Annotated in this window: 18 protein-coding genes; 7 read left to right on the plus strand and 11 right to left on the minus strand. The window is 71.2% G+C overall.

Going from position 1 to position 19,325, the window contains the following annotated elements; translation table 11 throughout:
• Positions 1–272 precede the first annotated feature (272 nt).
• The 4 genes from AB0G01_RS35080 (at position 273) to AB0G01_RS35095 (ending at position 5,294) form a co-directional block, all read left to right on the plus strand.
• A complete protein-coding gene (locus tag AB0G01_RS35080; protein WP_360955213.1) occupies positions 273–1,247 on the plus strand; it encodes an MASE1 domain-containing protein in 975 nt (324 codons plus the stop codon).
• A 5-nt stretch (positions 1,248–1,252) separates the two neighbouring features.
• Positions 1,253–2,371 (plus strand): lycopene cyclase family protein, encoded by a 1,119-nt coding sequence (locus tag AB0G01_RS35085; protein WP_360955264.1) that lies wholly within the window; start codon positions 1,253–1,255, stop codon positions 2,369–2,371.
• A gap of 9 nt (positions 2,372–2,380) precedes the next feature.
• Positions 2,381–4,084: a GGDEF domain-containing protein gene (locus AB0G01_RS35090; protein ID WP_360955216.1), complete on the plus strand. Its 1,704-nt coding sequence runs from the start codon at positions 2,381–2,383 to the stop codon at positions 4,082–4,084.
• Positions 4,085–4,175: 91 nt separating this feature from the next.
• On the plus strand, positions 4,176–5,294 hold the full coding sequence (locus AB0G01_RS35095; RefSeq protein ID WP_360955219.1) for a glutamate--cysteine ligase: 1,119 nt from the start codon (positions 4,176–4,178) through the stop codon (positions 5,292–5,294).
• Positions 5,295–5,406: 112 nt separating this feature from the next.
• Here AB0G01_RS35095 and AB0G01_RS35100 read toward each other — a convergent pair whose 3' ends face one another.
• Genes AB0G01_RS35100 through AB0G01_RS35110 form a run of 3 tightly spaced genes read right to left on the minus strand, consistent with a single transcriptional unit; the run spans position 5,407 to position 6,677 of the window.
• Positions 5,407–5,583, minus strand: coding sequence for a DUF397 domain-containing protein (locus AB0G01_RS35100; protein ID WP_360955222.1), 177 nt, complete (start codon positions 5,581–5,583; stop codon positions 5,407–5,409).
• A 54-nt stretch (positions 5,584–5,637) separates the two neighbouring features.
• Positions 5,638–5,814: a DUF397 domain-containing protein gene (locus AB0G01_RS35105; protein ID WP_360955225.1), complete on the minus strand. Its 177-nt coding sequence runs from the start codon at positions 5,812–5,814 to the stop codon at positions 5,638–5,640.
• 11 nt (positions 5,815–5,825) lie between these two features.
• On the minus strand, positions 5,826–6,677 hold the full coding sequence (locus tag AB0G01_RS35110; RefSeq protein ID WP_360955228.1) for a DUF5753 domain-containing protein: 852 nt from the start codon (positions 6,675–6,677) through the stop codon (positions 5,826–5,828).
• A 126-nt stretch (positions 6,678–6,803) separates the two neighbouring features.
• On the opposite strand from AB0G01_RS35110, the gene AB0G01_RS35115 reads away from it, so the two are divergent.
• Positions 6,804–7,019, plus strand: coding sequence for a hypothetical protein (locus AB0G01_RS35115; RefSeq protein ID WP_360955231.1), 216 nt, complete (start codon positions 6,804–6,806; stop codon positions 7,017–7,019).
• 74 nt (positions 7,020–7,093) lie between these two features.
• Here the strand turns inward: AB0G01_RS35115 and AB0G01_RS35120 are convergent, their stop codons facing one another.
• The 8 genes from AB0G01_RS35120 to AB0G01_RS35155 are packed head-to-tail and all read right to left on the minus strand — an operon-like array spanning position 7,094 to position 13,773.
• Entirely contained in the window at positions 7,094–7,501 is a 408-nt protein-coding gene (locus AB0G01_RS35120; RefSeq protein ID WP_360955234.1) for a metal-sulfur cluster assembly factor, read from the minus strand.
• Positions 7,498–7,941: a Fe-S cluster assembly sulfur transfer protein SufU gene (sufU, locus tag AB0G01_RS35125; RefSeq protein ID WP_360955237.1), complete on the minus strand. Its 444-nt coding sequence runs from the start codon at positions 7,939–7,941 to the stop codon at positions 7,498–7,500. The genes AB0G01_RS35120 and sufU overlap by 4 nt, the downstream gene beginning before the upstream one ends.
• A complete protein-coding gene (locus AB0G01_RS35130; protein WP_360955240.1) occupies positions 7,942–9,219 on the minus strand; it encodes a cysteine desulfurase in 1,278 nt (425 codons plus the stop codon). It lies immediately after the preceding gene.
• A gap of 54 nt (positions 9,220–9,273) precedes the next feature.
• Complete coding sequence (gene sufC / locus AB0G01_RS35135) at positions 9,274–10,047, minus strand: Fe-S cluster assembly ATPase SufC (RefSeq protein WP_360955243.1); 774 nt, start codon at positions 10,045–10,047, stop codon at positions 9,274–9,276.
• Between the two features lie 46 nt (positions 10,048–10,093).
• Positions 10,094–10,426 (minus strand): non-heme iron oxygenase ferredoxin subunit, encoded by a 333-nt coding sequence (locus tag AB0G01_RS35140; RefSeq protein ID WP_360955246.1) that lies wholly within the window; start codon positions 10,424–10,426, stop codon positions 10,094–10,096.
• Positions 10,423–11,598: a Fe-S cluster assembly protein SufD gene (gene sufD, locus AB0G01_RS35145; RefSeq protein WP_360955249.1), complete on the minus strand. Its 1,176-nt coding sequence runs from the start codon at positions 11,596–11,598 to the stop codon at positions 10,423–10,425. Before sufD ends, AB0G01_RS35140 begins: the two co-directional genes overlap by 4 nt.
• Position 11,599: 1 nt before the next feature.
• Positions 11,600–13,048 carry a Fe-S cluster assembly protein SufB gene (sufB, locus tag AB0G01_RS35150; RefSeq protein ID WP_360955252.1) on the minus strand — a complete coding sequence of 483 codons (1,449 nt, stop codon included), beginning with the start codon at positions 13,046–13,048 and terminating at the stop codon, positions 11,600–11,602.
• On the minus strand, positions 13,045–13,773 hold the full coding sequence (locus AB0G01_RS35155) for a metalloregulator ArsR/SmtB family transcription factor (RefSeq protein ID WP_360955255.1): 729 nt from the start codon (positions 13,771–13,773) through the stop codon (positions 13,045–13,047). The genes sufB and AB0G01_RS35155 overlap by 4 nt, the downstream gene beginning before the upstream one ends.
• A 95-nt stretch (positions 13,774–13,868) precedes the next feature.
• Here AB0G01_RS35155 and mptB point away from each other — a divergent pair, with 95 nt between their 5' ends.
• Positions 13,869–15,452: a polyprenol phosphomannose-dependent alpha 1,6 mannosyltransferase MptB gene (gene mptB / locus AB0G01_RS35160; RefSeq protein WP_360955258.1), complete on the plus strand. Its 1,584-nt coding sequence runs from the start codon at positions 13,869–13,871 to the stop codon at positions 15,450–15,452.
• 140 nt (positions 15,453–15,592) lie between these two features.
• Complete coding sequence (locus AB0G01_RS35165; RefSeq protein ID WP_360955261.1) at positions 15,593–19,258, plus strand: patatin-like protein; 3,666 nt, start codon at positions 15,593–15,595, stop codon at positions 19,256–19,258.
• Positions 19,259–19,325: the final 67 nt, after the last annotated feature.

Here is a 19,325-nt window from a genome sequence, read left to right on the forward strand (position 1 = left end):
GGGCTGGTGTTTCCGTTTGTGTTGCTGGAAGCTTAGCTCGTTCGTTTTCGCGGTGTCAAATCGGCCGGTTTCGGCTTCTCCGCTCCGCGACAAACTCGCTTCGCATTCAGTTTGCTTGTCTCCGGCGCTCCGTTCCGGTGTTTCCCGGCCCGTTCCGCGCTGGCATGGAGAAACTTACACGAGCGCCCCTGGACAGTGAAATCGGGGGGTCGGTCAGGACATTTCCGCAGCTAGACGTGGTGCGCGGGGCCAAGTCGGAGGATGCTGTCCGGGTGCTGCTCTCCCCGCGACTGCGCCCTTGGGTCAGGTACGGCATCCACCTCGCCGTGGTCGCCGCCTGCTACTACGCGGGCGCTCGCCTGGGTCTGCTCCAGGCGTTGGTCAACGACCAGGTGACCCCGTTGTGGCCGCCGTCCGGTGTCGCGCTGTTGGCGCTGATGCTCGGCGGGGTCCGGATGTGGCCGGGGATCGCCGTCGCGGCGTTCTTCGTGAACGCGACGCTGGGCGACAGCAGCTCGGCGTTCCTGATCAGCGTCGGCAACACGCTGGGTCCGGTGGTCGCCTTCCTCCTGCTCAAGCACTCCGGCTTCCGGACGGAGATCGACCGCACGCGGGACGCGCTGACGTTCGTCTTCCTGGGCGCGTTCGTGGGCATGGCGGTCAGCGCCACGGCCGGTACCGGCGCTCTGGTGTTGTCGGGCGCGGTGGACGGGGCGCAGTTCTGGCCGACGTGGTCGGTGTGGTGGACGGGCGATGCGATGGGGGTGCTGATCCTCGTACCGCTGGTCTTGGCAGTGCGCGGGCTGCGCTTCCCCGTCAGCTCCGCGCGCGTGTGGGAGGGCGTGGCGCTGATCGTGTCCACCACCGGCGTGATGCTGATCGCCGCGAGCAGCCCGTTGCGGCTGTTGTACGTCGTGTTCCCGTTCGCCATCTGGGGTGCGCTGCGGTTCCAGCACGTGGGCGCGGCCCCGTGCGCGTTGATCGCCACGGTGATGGCCGCGCGTGGGGCGGCGGCGGGTATCGGGCCGTTCGCGAGCTTGGACCTGGTGAGCCGGATGGTGACGTTGCAGGCGTTCAACGGGACGGTGGCGTTGACGACGTTGGTGTTGAGCGCGGTCATCTCGGAGCGGAACGAGGCGCGGCGGGCGATCGAGCGCACGTGCGCGCAGTTGACCGACGTCGTGGAGGCGTACCGGCCGTTGTTGTTGGGCAACGGGGCGCGGCAAGACCCGCCGGACGGTCGTTAGTGGACGTGGTGGACGTGGTGGTCGTCGGCGGGGGTCCGGCGGGTAGGGCGTTGGCGTCGGCGTGTTCGGCGCGGGGGCTGGTCACGTCGTTGGTCGATCCGCACCCGGAGCGCCCGTGGCGGGCGACGTACGCGGCGTGGGCGGACGAGTTGCCGGCAGGCGCGCCGGTCGCGGTGTCGACGTCGTCGGCGCGGGTGTTCGCGCTCTCCGAGCACCGGATCGCGCGCGGGTACGCCGTGCTGGACAACGAGCGGTTGCGACGGCTGCCGGACGACGTGCGGGTGGTGCGGGGCCTGGTCGCCGAACGAGGTCGTGGGCACGTGGTGTTGCGCGACGGGCGGCTGCTGCGGGCGGGCACGGTGGTGGACGCGACGGGTGCGTCGGGGCGGGCCGCCCAGCACGCGGTGGGCGTGGTGGTGTCGGCCGAGCAGGCGTTGCCGTTCGTGGGCGAGGACGAGGCGTTGGTCATGGACTGGCGCAGACCGCCGGACGCGGGTTCGGCCGACCCGACGTTCCTGTACGCGATCCCGCTGCCGGGTGGCGGGGTGCTGCTGGAGGAGACGTCGCTGGCGCGCCGGCCGGGGCTGCCGTTGGCCGAGCTGCGGTTGAGGTTGCACGCACGCCTTGCGGCACAGGGGATTCCACTCCCCCAAGCCGAGGAGCGGGTGCGGATTCCGCTGGCCGCGCGACCTCGGCCCGGTGCGTTCGGCGCGGCGGCGGGGCTGGTGCACCCGGCCACCGGGTACAGCGTGGCCTCGGCGCTGCGGCTCGCGCCGGAGGTGGCGCGGGCGATCGCGGACGGCGTCGCGGTGGACCGGGTGGTGTGGCCGGCGCGGGCTCGGGCGGTGCACGCCCTGCGCCGGTACGGCCTGGCCGCGCTGCTGGACATGCCACCCGACGAGGTCCCGGAATTTTTCGACCTGTTCTTCCGATTGCCGGAGAATCAGCAACGAATGTACCTGTGCGACCGCGCCGACCTGCGGGGAACGGTCGGCGCGATGGCCGTCCTGTTCCGAACGGCGGGGTGGCGGATGCGGGCGCGGCTGGCATTGTCCGTGCAATCGGCCAAGGCTGTGCGAACTCCGGGTGAACGCTCTGGGCAAGTCAAGATCGACCCGGCATGATCTGGTGACGTGCCCGCTCTGCTGGATGACGTTCGCTTCGCCTTCCAGCCGCTGTTCAACCTCAACACCGGAGGGGTTGTCGCGGTCGAGGCACTGGCCCGCCCGCACGACGGCAGCGTGCGGGATCTGCTCCGCATGGCGTTCCGCGCGGGGTACCTGGCGAACACCGACGTGGCCCTCGCCTGCCGTGCGATCCGCAGCGCGGCCGATCACGACTTCACCCTCCCGCTGCACGTCAACCTGCTCGCGATGACGATCGCGGACAAGCCGGAGCACCTGGCTCCGCTGTACGCGGCGCTGCGCGACACCCGCCGCCCGCCGGCCGACCTGGTGATCGAGGTCAGCACGCCGTACTCGCGCGCGCCACGTCACCGGCTGGTCAAGGCCCTGGACCGGTTGCGCTCGGACGGGTTCAAGTTCGGCCTGGATGGTGTCGGTGAGGGTGACGCACCGCTGTCGCTGTTGGCCGAGGTGCAGCCCGATGTGGTGAAACTGGACCGCGAGGTGGTCGAGAAACTGGTCGACGACCCGGCGCGGGTCGCGCTGGTGCAGGGTTTGCAGCACCTGTGCGAGGCGACCGGTTCGCTGCTCGTCGCCGAGGGCGTGGAGAACGAACCCCAGCTCGCGGCGCTGCGCCGGCTGGGCGTGCGGCTGGCGCAGGGGAACCTGCTGGCCGCCGCGCAGCGCCGGCCGAAGGTGAACGCGACCATCTCGACCGTGCTCAGCGAGGTCAACGACCCGGAGTCGGCGGCCAAGACCACGACGAAACCGCTGCACCGCAAGGCCGGCCCGAAGGTGACCGACTTCCTGCACCCGGCGACGACCCTGCCCGAGTCGGCGACCTCGGAGGAGGTGCGGGACGTGCTGGCCAACCAGCCCGCGGTGACCGGTGTCGTGCTGGTGGACGAGGACGGCCGGCCGACGTGGACGGTGGACCGCAACCGGTTCCTGCTCGCGGTGACCGGTCCGTTCGGGCACGCGCTGCACGCCAAGCGGGAGGCGGCGCGGCTGGCCGACGAGCCACGCCTGATCGGGGCCGGGTCCACCGCGATGGAGATGCTGGACGTGGTCGCGCACACCAACCGGGAGCGCACCAACGACGACCTGGTGGTCGTGGACGGCGACGACCGGTGTTTGGGCGTGGTGCGGGTGGCGGACGTCGTGCGCGGCATCGCGGAGATGAAGGTCGAGCAGGCGGCGGCGCTGAGCCCGTTGACCCGGTTGCCCGGCAGCGACTCGATCGCCCGCGAGGTCGACCGGCGGATTCTCGCCGGCGAGATCTTCGCCGTGGGGTGGCTGGACGTCGACGCGTTCAAACGGGTGAACGACTCGGTGGGCTTCGCGGCCGGTGACGACCTGATCAGGGCGTTGGGGCGTACGCTGTCGGAAGGTGCTTCGGCGTATCCCGGCATCCAGGTGGGGCACGTCGGCGGCGACGACTTCCTGGTCGTCGCGGGGTTGAACGAGATCGTGCCCTACGCGGCGGGCGTGCTCGACACGCCGTTCGACGCCGAGGGGCACGCGGTGACCCTGTCACTGGCCACGCTCGTGTGCGCGGCGGGATCGGTGGGTTCCTACCGGGAGGTCTCCCGGCTGCTGGCCCCGGTGAAGGAGCACGCGAAGTCGTTGCGCGGCACCAGCTGGGTGCTGGGCCGTCCGGGCAGCGAGCACGTGGACGTGCTGCGTGGCGGTGCGCATTTGGCGGTCAGCTAGCCGGACCGGCAAGTTCACCGCAACGATGCATGTGCACCTGTGCTGATCACTCATAGCATCAGGATGACTACCCACCGCAGGGAGGCCCCTGGTGAGCGAAGTCGACATCAGCGCGCTGCCGCGCCCGCGAGCCGAGTTCGACACCGCGTTGTCGGTCGGCGTGGAAGAAGAATTCCTGCTGGTCGACGCGACTACCGGCGAGCTGTCGCCGGTGGCCGCCGAGGTGCTCGGTGGCGCGGACGGGGTGCTGGACCTCCAGTCCGAGATGACCCGGTACCAGGTGGAGAGCGCGACCGCGGTGTGCCGTTCCATGGACGAGGTGCGCGACCAGCTCGTGCTGTCCCGTCGTGCGCTCGGCGACCTGGCGAAGGGGCACGGCGCGCGGATCGTGGCCACCGGGACGCCCGTGCTGGGCGGGATTCGACCACCGCCGCTGACCGACCGGCAGCGCTACCGCGACATCTCGCAGCGGTACGGGTCGCTGGTCGACGCGCTGACCATCTGCGGGTGCCACGTGCACGTCGGGATTCCCGACGAGGAAACCGGGGTGCAGATCTCCAACCACCTGCGGCAGTGGTTGCCGGTGCTGCTGTCGATCAGCGCGAACTCGCCGTTCTCGGAGGGGCGCGACACCGGGTACGCGAGCTGGCGGTACCTGTCGTGGAGCCCGTGGCCGTCGGCCGGCGCGCCGCCGTGGTTCGCGTCCGCAGAGGATTACCACCTGGGCACGCGCACGTTGCGGACATCCGGGGCGGCCATGGACACCGGCATGGTCTATTGGGACGTGCGGCTGTCCGCCAACCACCCGACCGTGGAGCTGCGGGTGTGCGACGTGGCGGCGACCGTCGAGGAAGCCGTGCTGGTCGCGGCGCTGGTGCGGGGCATCGCGGCGGTCGGGGCGTCGGGGGTGGCCGCGTTCCCGGTGTCGGAGCTGGTGTTGCGGACGGCGTTGTGGCGCTCGGCCCGGGACGGGGTCGAGGGGGCCGGGGTCGAGCCGCGCAGCGGGCGGTTGGTGGCGGCGGCGGATCTGGTGCGGGCGCTGGTGGACTGGGTCCGGCCGGCGTTGCGGGCGAGCGGGGACGAGGCGCTGGTGGACGACGGGGTGGGGCGGCTGCTGGTGGACGGGGGCGGGGCGGCCCGGCAGCGGCGGGCGTTCGCGCGCCGGGGCGAGCTCGGTGACGTGGTGGAGATGCTGGTGGCGCAGACCTGATCTCGTCCCGGGGGTGTGGACGCGGTTGGTGCTCGGGTCGCTCTCGACGTTCTCATCGGTGTGGACTGACGTGGTGGGGGTCGGGGCAGCCCTCGGGCTGCCCCGATTGTCGCTACTTCCGGCGTTCGGTGAGGAAGGCGTGGAACGCGCGCGCCGGAAAGCTCAACGTCGGACCGGCGGGCCACTTGCTGTCCCGCACCGCACGCCGATCGGCGCTTGGACAGGCGAGCTCGACGCACTGAGGATCGGTACCCGCGCTCGTGTAGCTGCTCTTGCGCCACCGCAACATGCTTGCCGCTCCTAACTGTCAGTGAGTCCAACGGCCGTGGTTCCGGATACGACGCTACTTCCGGCGTTCGGTGAGGAAGGCGTGGAACGCGCGCGCCGGGAAGCTCAGCATCGGACCGTCAGGCTGCTTGCTGTCCCGCACCGCACGCCGATCGGCGCTTGGGCAGGCGAGCTCGACGCACTGAGGGTCGTTGCCGGTGTTCGTGAAGCTGCTCTTACGCCACCTCAACATGCTTGCCGCTCCTAACTGTTGGCGAGGTCGGCAATCCTGGCCTCCAGTATCCCGATCGACACCCTCTCCGAGGCCGACTCGTCCCAGGCGTTCCCGAACACCGCCATGAACGGTTCAACAGCTTTGACGTAGTCACCTCGGACCGCAGTAGCCACGAACGCCATCGACTTCCCGCCTGCGATGTGCAGGAGGGTGAACGGCGCGCCGAGCCCGGCGACGATGCCCGCTGAGATCGGCACCACGCGGAATCTGACGTTGGGCAGCACGGCGATGTCGTGGAGACGTTCCAGTTGGCGGCGCAGGATGTCCGGGCCGCCGCTCGCGCGGTGCAGGGCTTCTTCGCCCAGGACGATCCACGTGCGCGCGCCGTCCGGGCGGATGATCTGGTGGCTTCGCTCGGCGCGTTCGGCGGCCAGGCCGTCGACCGTCGAGGCTGCGACGACGGGTGAGGCGGACAGGGCCGCGTGCGCGTACTCGCGGGTCTGGAGCAGGCCCGGGATCTCGTTGTAGACCATGCGGATCTCGGCGGCGAGGCGTTCCAGGGACAGGTACTGCCGCGCTCTCGGGTTGGGCGTCGCGCCGGGGCGGGCTCGGCGGCGGGCGTCCTTCGACAAATTTCGGAGGTCGTCGGATTGTTCGACGGTCGGCAGGTAGAGGCTGACCATCGCCTCGACGTCGGCGGGCGACGGCGGCATCGCACCGTTCTCGATCTTGGTCAGCTTGGTCGAGTAGAAGCTGGCGGTGAGCGCTCTGAGCAGGCCCTCGGCTTCGGTGTGATCGAGCTTGGCCGCCAGGCGCAGCCGTCTCGCGAGCTCGCCGCACTGGAACCTCGCGATCACCGGATCCGGCGGTCCGTCCGTCATGCCCAGGCTCCCATCGAATGTTCGGCGCGGGTTTTCACCCGTTCGAGGAGCGGAATTCTGCCCGGACCCCGCTACGCTCGTCCTGTCCTGCGAACAGGACGATAGCGATCAGAGGAGGGCCGGGACGTGGCGGGTTCGGTGCAAGGGGTTGTGGCGCAGCAGTGGGCGATGGTGGACGGGAGTTCGCCGATCAAGAGCGAGTTGCACGTGGACGCCGTGCAGTTCACCTTCGGCGACGGGTCCGTCGAGATGCTGTTCACGCCGGAAGCGCTGGAACGGTTGCTCAGCGAGGGCACCGAGGCGTTGCGGCTGATGAACGCCGGGGCTGCGGGGCTCGGGTGAGCACGGCCGGGAACGCCGACAGCGGTCGCCATCGGGGTGGCGACCGCTGTCGGGGGTACTCGCTCCGGGACTTGCTACACCGTGAAGCCGAGGGCGCGGAGCTGCTCGCGGCCGTCGTCGGTGATCTTCTCCGGGCCCCACGGGGGCATCCAGACCCAGTTGATGCGGAAGTCGTCGACGATGCCGCCGCCCGGACCGCCGGTCAGGGCGGTGCGGGTCTGGTCCTCGATGACGTCCGTCAGCGGGCACGCCGCCGACGTCAGGGTCATGTCGATCAGCGCGACGTTGTCCTCGTCGACGCGGATGTCGTAGACCAAACCGAGGTCGACCACGTTGATGCCGAGCTCGGGGTCGACCACGTCGCGCATGGCCTCTTCGAGGTCGTCCACGCTGGGCAGGTCGGCCTTCGGCGCGGACGGTTCGGGCATCCCCTCCACGCCGCGGACCACGTCTTCCGTCGTGGTCTCTTCTGGGGGCGTCATGCCGTTGCTCCTTCGCTCCGGGCCACCGCGTCCTTGAAAGCCATCCACCCCAGCAGGGCGCACTTCACCCTGGCCGGGTACTTCGCCACACCGGCGAAGGCGATTCCGTCTTCCAACACGTCCTCGTCGGGCTCGACCTTGCCCCGACCCTGCATGAGCTCTACGAAGGCGTCCAACTTCTTGAACGCCTCCCCCACCGGCTTGCCCACCACCAGGTCGGTCAACACCGAGGTGGACGCTTGGCTGATGGAGCAGCCCTGGCCGTCGTAGGACACGTCCGTGACCACCTCGCCGTCCAGCTTCACCCGGAGCGTGACCTCGTCACCGCAGGTCGGGTTGATCTGGTGCGACTCGGCGTCGAACGGGTCGCGCAGGCCGCGGCCGTGCGGGTTCTTGTAGTGGTCCAGGATGATCTCCTGGTACATCTGCTGAAGCTGCATCTACGCCACCCCGAAGAACTTCTGGGCTTCGCGCACGCCGTCCACCAGGGCTTGCACTTCGTCCAGCGTGTTGTACAAGTAGAAACTCGCGCGCACGGTGGCGGCGGCGTTCATCCGCCGGTGCAGCGGCCACGCGCAGTGGTGACCCACGCGGACCGCGACACCGAGGCTGTCGAGCACCTGGCCGACGTCGTGGGCGTGGATGCCGTCGACCACGAACGACACCGCGCCGCCGCGGTCCTCCGTGTCGAGCGGCCCCACGACCCGGACGCCGGGGATCTCCGCGAGGCCGCTCAGGGCCGCCTCGGTGAGCACGTGCTCGTGCGCGGCGATCCGGTCCATGCCGAGTTCGCCCAGGTAGTCCACGGCCGCGCCGAGCGCCACCGCCTGCGAGGTCATCGGCACGCCGGCCTCGAAGCGCTGCGGCGGCGGGGCGAACGTGGAGGCAGCCATCTGCACCATCTCGATCATCGACCCGCCGGTGAGGAACGGCGGCAGGGTCTCCAGCAGCTCACTGCGCCCGTAGAGGACGCCGACGCCGGACGGGCCGAGCATCTTGTGGCCGGAGAACACCGCGAAGTCCACGCCCAGCGCCCGGAAGTCGACCGGGCCGTGCGGCACCGACTGGCACGCGTCCAGCACGGTGAGCGCGCCGACCGCGCGGGCCTTGTCCGCGAGGAACCGGACCGGGTTGACCGTGCCGAGCACGTTGGACTGGTGGGTGAACGCGACGACCTTGGTGCGCGCGGTGATCAGCGAGTCCACGTCGGACAGGTCGAGCCTGCCCTCGTCGGTCACGCCGAACCAGCGCAGGGTCGCGCCGGTGCGCTGCGCCAACTGCTGCCACGGCACCAGGTTCGCGTGGTGCTCCATCTCGGTCACGACGATCTCGTCGCCGGGGCCGATCCGGAACCGCGCGGCCTCGGGGCCGGAGACCGAGGCGTTGCCCATCGCGTACGCGACGAGGTTCACGCCCTCGGTGGCGTTCTTGGTGAACACGATCTCGTCGAAGTCGACGCCGACGAACGCGGCGATCTTCGCCCGCGCGCCCTCGTAGGCGTCGGTCGCCTCCTCGGCGAGCTGGTGCGCACCGCGGTGCACGGCGGCGTTGGCCGTTTCCAGGAACGCCCGCTCGGCGTCGAGCACCTGTCGCGGCCGTTGCGAGGTCGCGCCGGAGTCCAGGTACACCAGCCGCTTGCCTTCCCGCACGGTGCGGCCCAGGATCGGGAAGTCCGCACGCACGGTAGCGACGTCCAGTGGAGCAGCGGTGGTGGTCACAGCCCCGACGCCTCCTCTTCTAGTCTCGGAACGAAGTCCACTGCCAGGACGGCGTCAGCCGACCTTGGCGGCTTCCTGGACCCCGGCGTACTTCACGTAACCGTGCTCTTCGAGCTGGTTGGCGAGCTCGCGCCCGCCGGACTCGACGATCCGGCCGTTCGCGAACACGTGCACGAAGTCGGGCTCGATGTACTTCAGGATGCGGGTGTAGTGGGTGATCAGCATGACCCCCACCTCGCCGGACTCCTTGAACTTGTTGACGCCCTCGGACACCACGCGCAGCGCGTCGACGTCCAGGCCGGAGTCGGTCTCGTCCAGGATGGCGATCTTCGGCCGGAGCAACCCGAGCTGGAGGATCTCGTGGCGCTTCTTCTCGCCGCCGGAGAAGCCCTCGTTGACCGAGCGCTCGGCGAAGGCCGGGTCGATGTCCAGGTCGGACATCGCCGCCTTGACCTCCTTCACCCAGTGCCGCAGGTTCGGGGCCTCGCCGCGCACGGCGGTGGCGGCGGTGCGCAGGAAGTTCGACATCGAGACGCCGGGGACCTCGACCGGGTACTGCATCGCGAGGAAGAGGCCCGCGCGGGCGCGCTCGTCCACGCTCATCTCCAGCACGTCCTCGCCGTCCAGCGTCACCGTGCCGGAGGTGATCTGGTACTTGGGGTGCCCGGCGATGGCGTAGGACAGGGTGGACTTGCCCGAGCCGTTCGGGCCCATGATCGCGTGCGTCTCGCCGGCCCTGATGGTCAGGTCGACGCCCTTGAGGATCTCCTTGGCCGCCTCGTCGGTGGTCACCGAGACGTGCAGGTCCTTGATCTCCAGAGTGGCCATGTGGTGCTCAGTTCTCCTGGTGTGCGCCGGGTGGGGCGCTCGTAAGTCAGTTCGTGGTGGCGTTCAGGGTGGCGGTGACGTCCACGTAGACGTCGCCGTCACGGAGGTCGACGGCGAAGACGTCGACCGGTTCCGTCGCGGGCGGGGACGACGGGCGGCCGGTGCGCAGGTCGAAGCACGACCCGTGCAACCAGCACTCGACGCCCTGGCGGGTCACGTCGCCCTCGGACAGCGCGACCTCCGCGTGGGTGCAGAGGTCGCGCAGCGCGTGGACGGCCCCGCCGTCGCGGACGAGCAGGACCGGGGTGTACTCGTCACCGACCTGGAACGCGACCGGCTTGCGGTCGTCCAGGTCGGTCAGCGAGCACACCCTGATCACACGCCCACCGCTTCCAGCTCCGCCTCGATCGCGGCTTCCAGGCGCTCGCGCACCTCGGGGACGGCGATCTTGAGCAGGATCTCGTGGAAGAAGCCGCGCACGACCAGTCGGCGGGCCTGCTCCTCCGGGATGCCCCGGGCCTGGAGGTAGAAGAGCTGCTCGTCGTCGAACCGGCCGGTGGCGCTGGCGTGGCCCGCGCCCTCGATCTCGCCGGTCTCGATCTCCAGGTTCGGCACCGAGTCGGCGCGCGCGCCGTCGGTGAGCACCAGGTTGCGGTTGAGCTCGAAGGTCTCGGTGCCCTCGGCCGCCGCGCGGATCAGCACGTCGCCGATCCACACGGTGTGCGCGCCCTCGCCCTGCAACGCGCCCTTGTAGACGACGTTGCTGCGGCAGTTGGACACCGCGTGGTCGACGAACGTGCGGTGCTCCAGGTGCTGGCCCGCGTCGGCGAAGTACAGGCCCAGCAGCTCGGCGTCGCCGCCGCGCCCGGTGTAGGTGACCACCGGGGTGAGCCGGACGAGGTCGCCGCCCAGGGTGATGACGGTGTGCTTGAACGTGGCGTCGCGGCCCAGCTTCGCGTGGTGCGCGGAGACGTGCACCGCGTCGTCGGCCCAGTCCTGGATGGCCACGACGGTGAGGTGCGCGCCGTCGGCGACGACGAACTCCAGGTTGTCCGCGTACGCGCCGGAGCCTCGGTGGTCGATCACCACGACGGCCTCGGCGAACTGCTCGGCCCGGACCTGGACGTGGCCGTAGGCGACCTCGCCCCGGCCCGCGCCGGTCACCGTGATGGTGGTCGGCTCGACCTTGGTGTCCTTCGGCAGCGTGACGACCGTGGCCTCGGTGAACGAGTTCCACGCCTGCGCCGCGATGCGGTCGGCGGGGGTGCCGGCGGTGCCCAGGCGCTCGTCGCCCCGGGCGACGGATTCGACCCGGACGCCCTCGGCGGCCTTGACCTCGACCGCGGCGGTGCCCGTGGCGGGCGCGCCGCTGTGCAGGCCGGCCAGGCGCTTCATCGGCGTGAAGCGCCAGATCTCCTCGCGGCCACCGGGCACCTCGAACGCGTCCACGTCGAACGACGCGAAGTGGTCCGCGCGCGACGAGATCGGGGCCCCCGCACCGTGGGAGTGGGCCGTCAGGCCGTGTTGCTGCTCTTGAGTGGTGACGGCCATGTCAGCCGACGGCCCCTTCCATCTGAAGTTCGATCAGGCGGTTCAGTTCGAGGGCGTACTCCATGGGGAGTTCGCGCGCGATGGGCTCGACGAACCCGCGCACGATCATCGCCATGGCCTCGTCCTCGTTGAGGCCTCGGGACATCAGGTAGAAGAGCTGGTCCTCGGACACCTTCGAGACCGTGGCCTCGTGACCCATCGACACGTCGTCCTCGCGGACGTCGACGTACGGGTAGGTGTCGGACCGGCTGATGTTGTCGACCAGCAGGGCGTCGCACTTCACCGTGGACTTCGAGTGGTGCGCGCGCTTGTTGACCTGCACCAGACCCCGGTAGGAGGTCCGGCCGCCGCCGCGCGCCACCGACTTCGACACGATCGTGGACGACGTGTGCGGTGCCATGTGGACCATCTTCGCGCCGGCGTCCTGGTGCTGGCCCTCGCCCGCGAACGCGATCGAGAGGACCTCGCCCTTGGCGTACTCGCCCATCAGGAACACGGCCGGGTACTTCATGGTGACCTTGGAGCCGATGTTGCCGTCGACCCACTCCATGGTCGCGCCCGCTTCGGCCTTGGCGCGCTTGGTGACCAGGTTGTAGACGTTGTTCGACCAGTTCTGGATGGTCGTGTAGCGGCAGCGCCCGCCCTTCTTCACCACGATCTCCACGACCGCGGAGTGCAGCGAGTCGGAGGAGTAGATCGGGGCGGTGCAGCCCTCGACGTAGTGCACGTAGGCACCCTCGTCGACGATGATCAGGGTCCGCTCGAACTGGCCCATGTTCTCGGTGTTGATCCGGAAGTAGGCCTGGAGCGGGATCTCCACGTGCACGCCCGGCGGCACGTAGATGAACGAACCGCCCGACCACACCGCCGAGTTCAGCGCGGAGAACTTGTTGTCACCCGAGGGGATGACCGAGCCGAAGTACTCCTGGAAGAGCTCCGGGTGCTCCCTGAGCCCCGTGTCGGTGTCGAGGAAGATGACACCCTGCTTCTCCAGCTCCTCGTTGATCTTGTGGTAGACCACCTCGGACTCGTACTGGGCGGCGACACCGGAGACCAGGCGCTGCTTCTCCGCCTCCGGGATGCCCAGCCGGTCGTAGGTGTTCTTGATCTCGTCCGGGAGGTCTTCCCAGGTCGCGGCCTGCTTCTCGGTCGACCGGACGAAGTACTTGATGTTGTCGAAGTCGATCGCCGAGAGGTCGGAGCCCCAGGTCGGCATCGGCTTGCGGTCGAACAGCCCCAGCGCCTTGAGCCGGAACTCCAGCATCCACTCGGGTTCGCTCTTCTTGGCCGAGATGTCCCGAACGACGTCCTCGCTCAGGCCACGACGGGCGCTCGCGCCTGCCACGTCCGAGTCCGACCAGCCGAACTCGTAGTTGCCGATGCTCGCCAGGGTCTCTTCCTGGGTGAGCGGGGCTGTGGTGGTGGTGCGCTGCTCGGCAGCGGCAGTCATGCGGGCTCCCCTCCATCTGAAGGTCGTGGGTCGGTCTCGCCGACGGTGATCGGGGGTGGGTTCGGGATGTGGGTGGTGCACACGGCGTCGCCGCGGGCGATCGTCGCCAGCCGCTGCACGTGCGTGCCGAGCAGGTCGGCGAACGCCGCCGTCTCGGACTCGCACAACTGCGGGAACTCGGCGGCCACGTGCGCGACCGGGCACAGGTGCTGGCAGAGCTGCTCGCCCGCCCCCACGTGTCGCGCCGAAGCAGCGTAGCCCTCCCTGGTCAACGCGACCGCGAGGGCCTTGGCCCGCTCGGCGGGGTCCGGTTGCGCCACGATGGCCGCGCGGTGCTGGTCGACGAGTGCGGCGACCCGGCGTTCGGCGAAGGCGCGCACCGCCTCCTCCCCGCCCTGTTCGGCGAGGAACCGGAGCGCGGCCACGGCGAGGTCGTCGTAGGCGTGCCCGAAGCGGGCCCGGCCCTGCTCGGTCAGCAGGAAGAACTTGGCCGGGCGACCCCGGCCGCGCTGACCCCGGTGGGAGGCTTCCCGGCTGACCGCCTCACCGTCGGCCACCAGCACGTCGATGTGCCTGCGCACCGCTGTCGGGGACAGGCCCAGCTCCTCCGCGACCGAGGCCGCGGCGATCGGGCCCTGCTCCAGCAGCAGGCGTGCGACGGCGTGCCGAGTACGGCCGTCGTGCCCGGCGGGCACAGCGGTCGAGTCGGTCCCGACGTTTTTCACAACACCAGTGTTGCCTATTTCGCCGGCGCTCGCAAAGATCGGCCCGGATCGGGTGACCCGACTCACGCGCGCAGGCCGGTCGCTACCCTTCGGGCGTGACGGCGGGCGGATTGGTGATGGCGGACCGGGACGGGATTGGCGAGGCAGCGCCGCTGGACGCCCCCGAACGGCGGCAGCTCGACATCATCCGCCGGTGGGGCACCGTCGGCGCGCTGCTCATGTTCGTCGGCTCGCTGGGCGCGGGGGCCGCGCCGGTGTTCAGCCCCCTGCCGGGCACGCCGGTGCTGGGGCTGTTCCCCCGGATGTCGACCGCCTCGATGGCCGTCGTGTGGACCGGGGTCTTCCTGATCGTGTCGGCGTGGCTGTGGCTGGGCCGGTTCGCCCGCCCGGGTCGGCCCCGGCTGGTGTCGCGCAGCCAGCTCGACCGCACGCTGCTGATGTGGATCACCCCGCTGGTGTTCGTCCTGCCGATGTTCAGCCGGGACGTCTACAGCTACCTGGCGCAGTCGCAGATCGCCGCGAACGGGCAGGACCCGTACGAGCTCGGCCCCCAGAGCGCGCTCGGCGTGGACCACCCGTTGACCACCAACGTGCCGAACATCTGGCGTGAGACACCCGCGCCCTACGGGCCGCTGTTCCTGGCCATGGGGCGCGTCATCTCGATGGTGACCGGTGACAGCGTCCTGCCGGGCATCTTCCTGCACCGGCTGCTCGTGCTGGTCGGCCTGGCGATGATCGTGTGGGCGCTGCCCCGGCTGGCGCGGCGCTTCGGCGTGCCGCCGGTGAGCGCGCTGTGGCTCGGCGCGGCCAACCCGCTGGTGCTGTTCCACCTGGTCGTGGGCGTGCACAACGAGGGCTTGGCGATCGGGTTGATGCTGGTCGGGCTGGAACTCGCGCTGCGGAAGATGCCGGTGGTGCCGGGGTCGCCGATGACGCGGGAAGAGCTGCTGTGGATCGCGCTCGGCGCGACGATGATCACGTTCGGGGCGGCGGTGAAGATCCCCGCCGCGCTGGCCCTGGGCTTCCTCGGGGTGATGATCGCCCGGCGGTTGGGCGGCTCGCTGTTCGACCTGGTCAAGGCGGCGCTGCTGCTGGCCGTCGTGTCCGGGGTGGTGATGGTCGGGACGTGCCTGGGCACCGGGTTGGGGTTCGGGTGGATCTCGACGCTGAACGTCGCGGGGACGGTGAAGAGCTGGATGTCGCCGCCCACCGCCATGGGCTTCCTGGGTGGCGGGTTGGGGCTGCTGCTCGACCTGGGCAACCACACGGACTCGATGATCGCGTTGATGCGGCTGGTGACGCAGGCCGTGTCCGTGGTGATCGCCGGGCTGCTGCTGTGGAAGGCGTTCAAGGGGCGGATCAAGGCGGTCAACGGGCTGGGGGCCGGGTTGGGGGCCGTGCTGGTGCTCGGGCCCGTGTTGCAGCCCTGGTACGTGCTGTGGGCGGCGCTGCCGCTGGCGACGGCGGTGCTGGCGAAGCGGTTCCGGCTGTTCGCGATGGTGACCAGCGCGGTGGTCGCGGTGGTGCTGCCGCCCACGGGGGCGGCGTTCGACGGGCGCGCCTACATCGTGCCGCAGGCGGTGGCGGCCTCGGTGCTCGCCTTCCTGCTGTGCGTGGTCGTGGCGCGCAAGCAGGTGCTGCCGTTGATCCGGCGCGACCCGGCACCCGACGCCGCCTGAGCCCGCGGGCGTCGCCCGGGGCGGGGGCTCGGCTGGTGCCGATGGGTGGATAACCCGATCAGGGCGTAACCCGCCGGTGCCGGGGGGCGACTTACCGGTACCTGGGAAGATCGCCCGCGCGTCCGGGGAGGGAGCGTGTGATGGCCGACGTGCCTCGCGAGCAGATCCGGTTCGCCGTCGTGCTCAACGGCGGGGTCAGCCTCGCCGTGTGGATGGGGGGCGTGGTCCTCGAACTCGACCGGCTCACGCGCGGCGACGGGGTGTACGCCGACCTGCTGGACCTGGTCGGCAGCACGGCGCGGGCGGATGTCATCACCGGCACCTCGGCCGGCGGGATCAACGGGGCCGCGTTGGCGTTGTCGCAGGTCAACGAGAACGCCAAGCTGGAACGGCTGCGCGACCTGTGGGCCGAGCAGGGGCGGATGGAGCAGTTGCTCCGCACCCCGTTCCGGGGCTCGCCGGTGTCGCTGCTCAAGGGCGACGAGTTCTTCCTCCCCCGGCTCCGGGAGGCGCTGGACCGGCTGACCACCGACTTCTCCCCCACCCGGCCCGACGAACGGCCGGTGGACCTGCGGATCACGACCACGCTGCTCGGGGGTGTGCCGACCGTCACCCACGACGACCTCGGGCAGGCCCTCGTCCAGTCGACCCACCAGGGCAGCTTCTCGTTCCGGCGGGAGCCGAACGGGCGGGACGACTTCACCGCCGACCAGCTTCCGACGCTGGTGGACCGCATGGCGTTGGCGGCGCGGTCGTCGGCCTCCTTCCCGTTCGCGTTCGAACCGTCTTACGTGCCCGTGGGTCCGGAGACCGGCACCGGGCGGCCCAACATGGCCGATGTCGCCTCGTGGGCCAACGGGACCGACAACCGGTCGCGGTACGCGGTGGACGGGGGCGTGCTGGTCAACACGCCGACCAAGGAGGCGTTGGAGGCCATCGACCGGATGCCCGCCGAAGGGCCGGTGCGCCGGGTGATGCTCCTGGTCTTCCCGCACGCCAAGGAGGACGCGGGCGTGCCCGCCGCCCCGGTCGACGGCAAGCCGCCCAGCACGATCGGCACGGGCGCGCGGCTGCTGAGCGCGTTGACCAGCCAGAGCGGGCGCACCTACGTCGAGCGCATCGAGGAGCACAACCGGCTGGCGGCGTCGCGGCGCGGCGGGCGCAGCGCGTTGCTCGACCGGCTGGCCACGGGCGGGTCCGTCGTCGGGAAGCTCTACGGGCTCGCGGCGACGCTGCACGACCACTACGAGGACATCCGGATCCGGCACGCGGCGCGGGACGTCACCTCCCGCCAGTTCGAGGTACCGGGCGCGAACGCCGCCGGGTGGACCTTCGAGCGGGTGCGGGCCTCGGCCGAGGCCGCCCAGCGCGCCTACCTGGCCCAGTGGGGCGGGCTGCCCTACGTGCCCGGCCGGCCGCAGCCCGCGGCGCTGCCGGAGCGCGGCTGGCCGTGGGGCATCGGGATGGCCGAGCGGCTCTCGGCCTCCGCGATGGACCTGCTCAAGCGGCTGGTGTGGGTGGTGCCGGAGGACCTCGCGGGCGCGTCGCGGCTGGCGCAGGCCCGGACCAACCTCTACGACCTGCGCACCGCGCTGCGGGCGGCGCGGGCCGAGCTCGACGGCCAGTGGACCACCGGCGAGGTGCGCGCGCTGAACCAGGAGTACTGGGAGGACCGGGTCGAGGCGTTCGCCGCCGGGATGCTGCCCACCGGGCCGGGTGCCTCCGTCGGGCAGCGGGTGCGGGCGCAGGTGGACCGGATCGCCGCGATCCTCGGCGACGCGCGGGACGTGCTCGACGTGCTCGACGACGACCGGGTGGCGATGGCCGGGCTGCGGTCGTGGCGCAGGCTGCTGGCCGAGCCGCGCACCGACGACGAGACCGCGGCCGGGCTGCTGGGCAACGACCTGTGGCTGTCGCGGGCGCTCGCGCTGGAGGTCGCGGTGACCTGCCTGGCCGACGACTCGCGCGGCGGCACCGACCAGGTGGTGGACCTGGTCCAGATCAGCCTCCAGACGCGCAACGCGTTCGCCGAGTACAGCAGCACCCCCGACGACAAGGCCGGCGGCGCGTCGCTGAGCCGGTTCTCCGGGTTCCTGAAGCGGTCGTGGCGGGTCAACGACTGGATCTGGGGGCGGATGGACGGCGCGTCCATGCTGTGCAAGGTCGTGTTCGAACCGAAGCGGCTGATGCGGATCGACCGGCTCACGCCGTCGGAGGCGTCCCCGGCCGACCGCGCCCGCGCGCGGGTCGGGCACCTGGTGGGCAGGCTGTTCGGCGACGGGCTGCCCGCGTCGCTGGAGCCGGTGGTGGAGCGCGCGGTCGCGGAACTGGCCGCGCTGTACCGCAGCCCGGGTGACGACCACCCGCCGACGTGCGAGGCGCTGGCCGAGCTCGCCGCGTGGGGGCTGCACGTGCGGATCATCTGCGAGGAGCTGCCCGCGCTGCGCGCGTCGATCCTGGCCGACCGCAGCGAGGGCGCGGACCGGCGGTCGCGCGGCGAGCTGTTCCTGGAGGAGCAGGCCGTGCTGCTGGCCCGGTTGCCGGTGCGCACCGACGCGCAGCGGGTCGAGGTCGGGATGGAGGCGCTGGCCGCGTTCGACCGGGCCGGGATCGGGCGCGAGCCGCTGTCCCAGGAGGCGTCCAGCGACCAGGTGATCCGGACCGCGGCGACCGCGGCGGCGGTGGCGATCACCGTGGCGGACAGCGAGAACTCCGGGCTGGGGCCCGCCAAACCGCTGACCCGGACGTTGCGCGGGGCGGCGCTGCTGCCCTACTGGACGATCACCGGGCTCACCCGGGGCGGCCGGCTGGCGCAGTTCCTGGGGCTGCTCGGGTTCGCGCTGGGCGGGGCGCTGCTGGTGCTGGCGCTGTTCGACCTGCTGCCGCCGTGGGCGGTGGGCCCGGCGGCGGCGTTCGGCAGCGCCACGCTGCTGGCCGCCTTCGGGTACGCCGCGCTGCGCACGGGGACCCTGCTGCACGGGCTGGTGCTGCTCTCGCCGGTGATCCCGTTGGCGGCGGTCGCGGTGGACCGGACGCGGATCGCGATGGCGTCCGAGGTGACCGCCGAGCAGGGGGTGACCGGCATGGTCGCCCTCGGCGGGGTGGTGCTGGTCGTGCTGGGGCTGCTGCTGATCGGCAGCCTGCCCGCCCCGGTCGGGACGCCGCTGGCGGTGCTGAAGAAGATCCGGCTGCGCCCGCGCCTGCTGGTGCGGCTGCTGGTGGTCGCGCTGATCGTGGCCGGGATCTGGGCCGTGGTGCGCTACCGGCTCTACGACGTGGACGCGACGCTCGTGGTGGTCGGCACGGTGGTGGCGATCGTGTTCGGCGCGACCGCGTCGCTGCGGCTGGGCCGGTCGTTGCAGCGCTGGCGGCAGGTGGACGGCGTGTGGGACACCGAGAACGCCGAGCCGCCCGCCGCCGCGACCGCCGGGTGGGCCGCCGTGTACGGGGCGGTGCTGCTGGTGGTCGGCGCGGTCGTGCAGGTGTTCGCGCTGCGGTTCGTCGGGTGGGAGGCGGTGCTGGCGACGGCGCTGTCGTTCGGTCTGGTGCTGCTGCTGGTGACCACGTGGTGGGTGCCGCTCAGAGCCCGCCGCCGGATCGCGCGCGGCCTGGTCGAGCAGGCTTCGTTCGTGGACTTCGGCGGCGACGTGGCGGGCGGTCTGCTCACCCGCCTGGAGGGGCACGCGATGCTGTTCCGCTTCCTGACCACTGTGGACGGTCACGGCAATCCCGTGCTCGGTCCGCGCGGGCTGCGGGTGGCCCACCGCATCGCCCACCTCCAGGCCACCGGCGAGGACGACGACTGAGCGGCGGGGGGCGGGCGGGCCGGCGTCACCCCCAGCGACAGCACCCAGCGGCGGGCGACCGGCCACG

The organism is Actinosynnema sp. NPDC023587, assembly GCF_040640215.1.
Classification (GTDB): Bacteria; Actinomycetota; Actinomycetes; order Mycobacteriales; family Pseudonocardiaceae; genus Actinosynnema.

Coding starts and splice junctions, on each gene's coding strand:
- AB0G01_RS35100 (WP_360955222.1), bottom strand. CDS start 5,583: ATGTTGCGGTGGCGCAAGAGCAGCTACACGAGCGCGGGTACCGATCCT.
- AB0G01_RS35105 (WP_360955225.1), bottom strand. CDS start 5,814: ATGTTGAGGTGGCGTAAGAGCAGCTTCACGAACACCGGCAACGACCCT.
- AB0G01_RS35110 (WP_360955228.1), bottom strand. CDS start 6,677: ATGACGGACGGACCGCCGGATCCGGTGATCGCGAGGTTCCAGTGCGGC.
- AB0G01_RS35120 (WP_360955234.1), bottom strand. CDS start 7,501: ATGACGCCCCCAGAAGAGACCACGACGGAAGACGTGGTCCGCGGCGTG.
- sufU (WP_360955237.1), bottom strand. CDS start 7,941: ATGCAGCTTCAGCAGATGTACCAGGAGATCATCCTGGACCACTACAAG.
- sufC (WP_360955243.1), bottom strand. CDS start 10,047: ATGGCCACTCTGGAGATCAAGGACCTGCACGTCTCGGTGACCACCGAC.
- sufD (WP_360955249.1), bottom strand. CDS start 11,598: ATGGCCGTCACCACTCAAGAGCAGCAACACGGCCTGACGGCCCACTCC.
- sufB (WP_360955252.1), bottom strand. CDS start 13,048: ATGACTGCCGCTGCCGAGCAGCGCACCACCACCACAGCCCCGCTCACC.
- AB0G01_RS35165 (WP_360955261.1), top strand. CDS start 15,593: ATGGCCGACGTGCCTCGCGAGCAGATCCGGTTCGCCGTCGTGCTCAAC.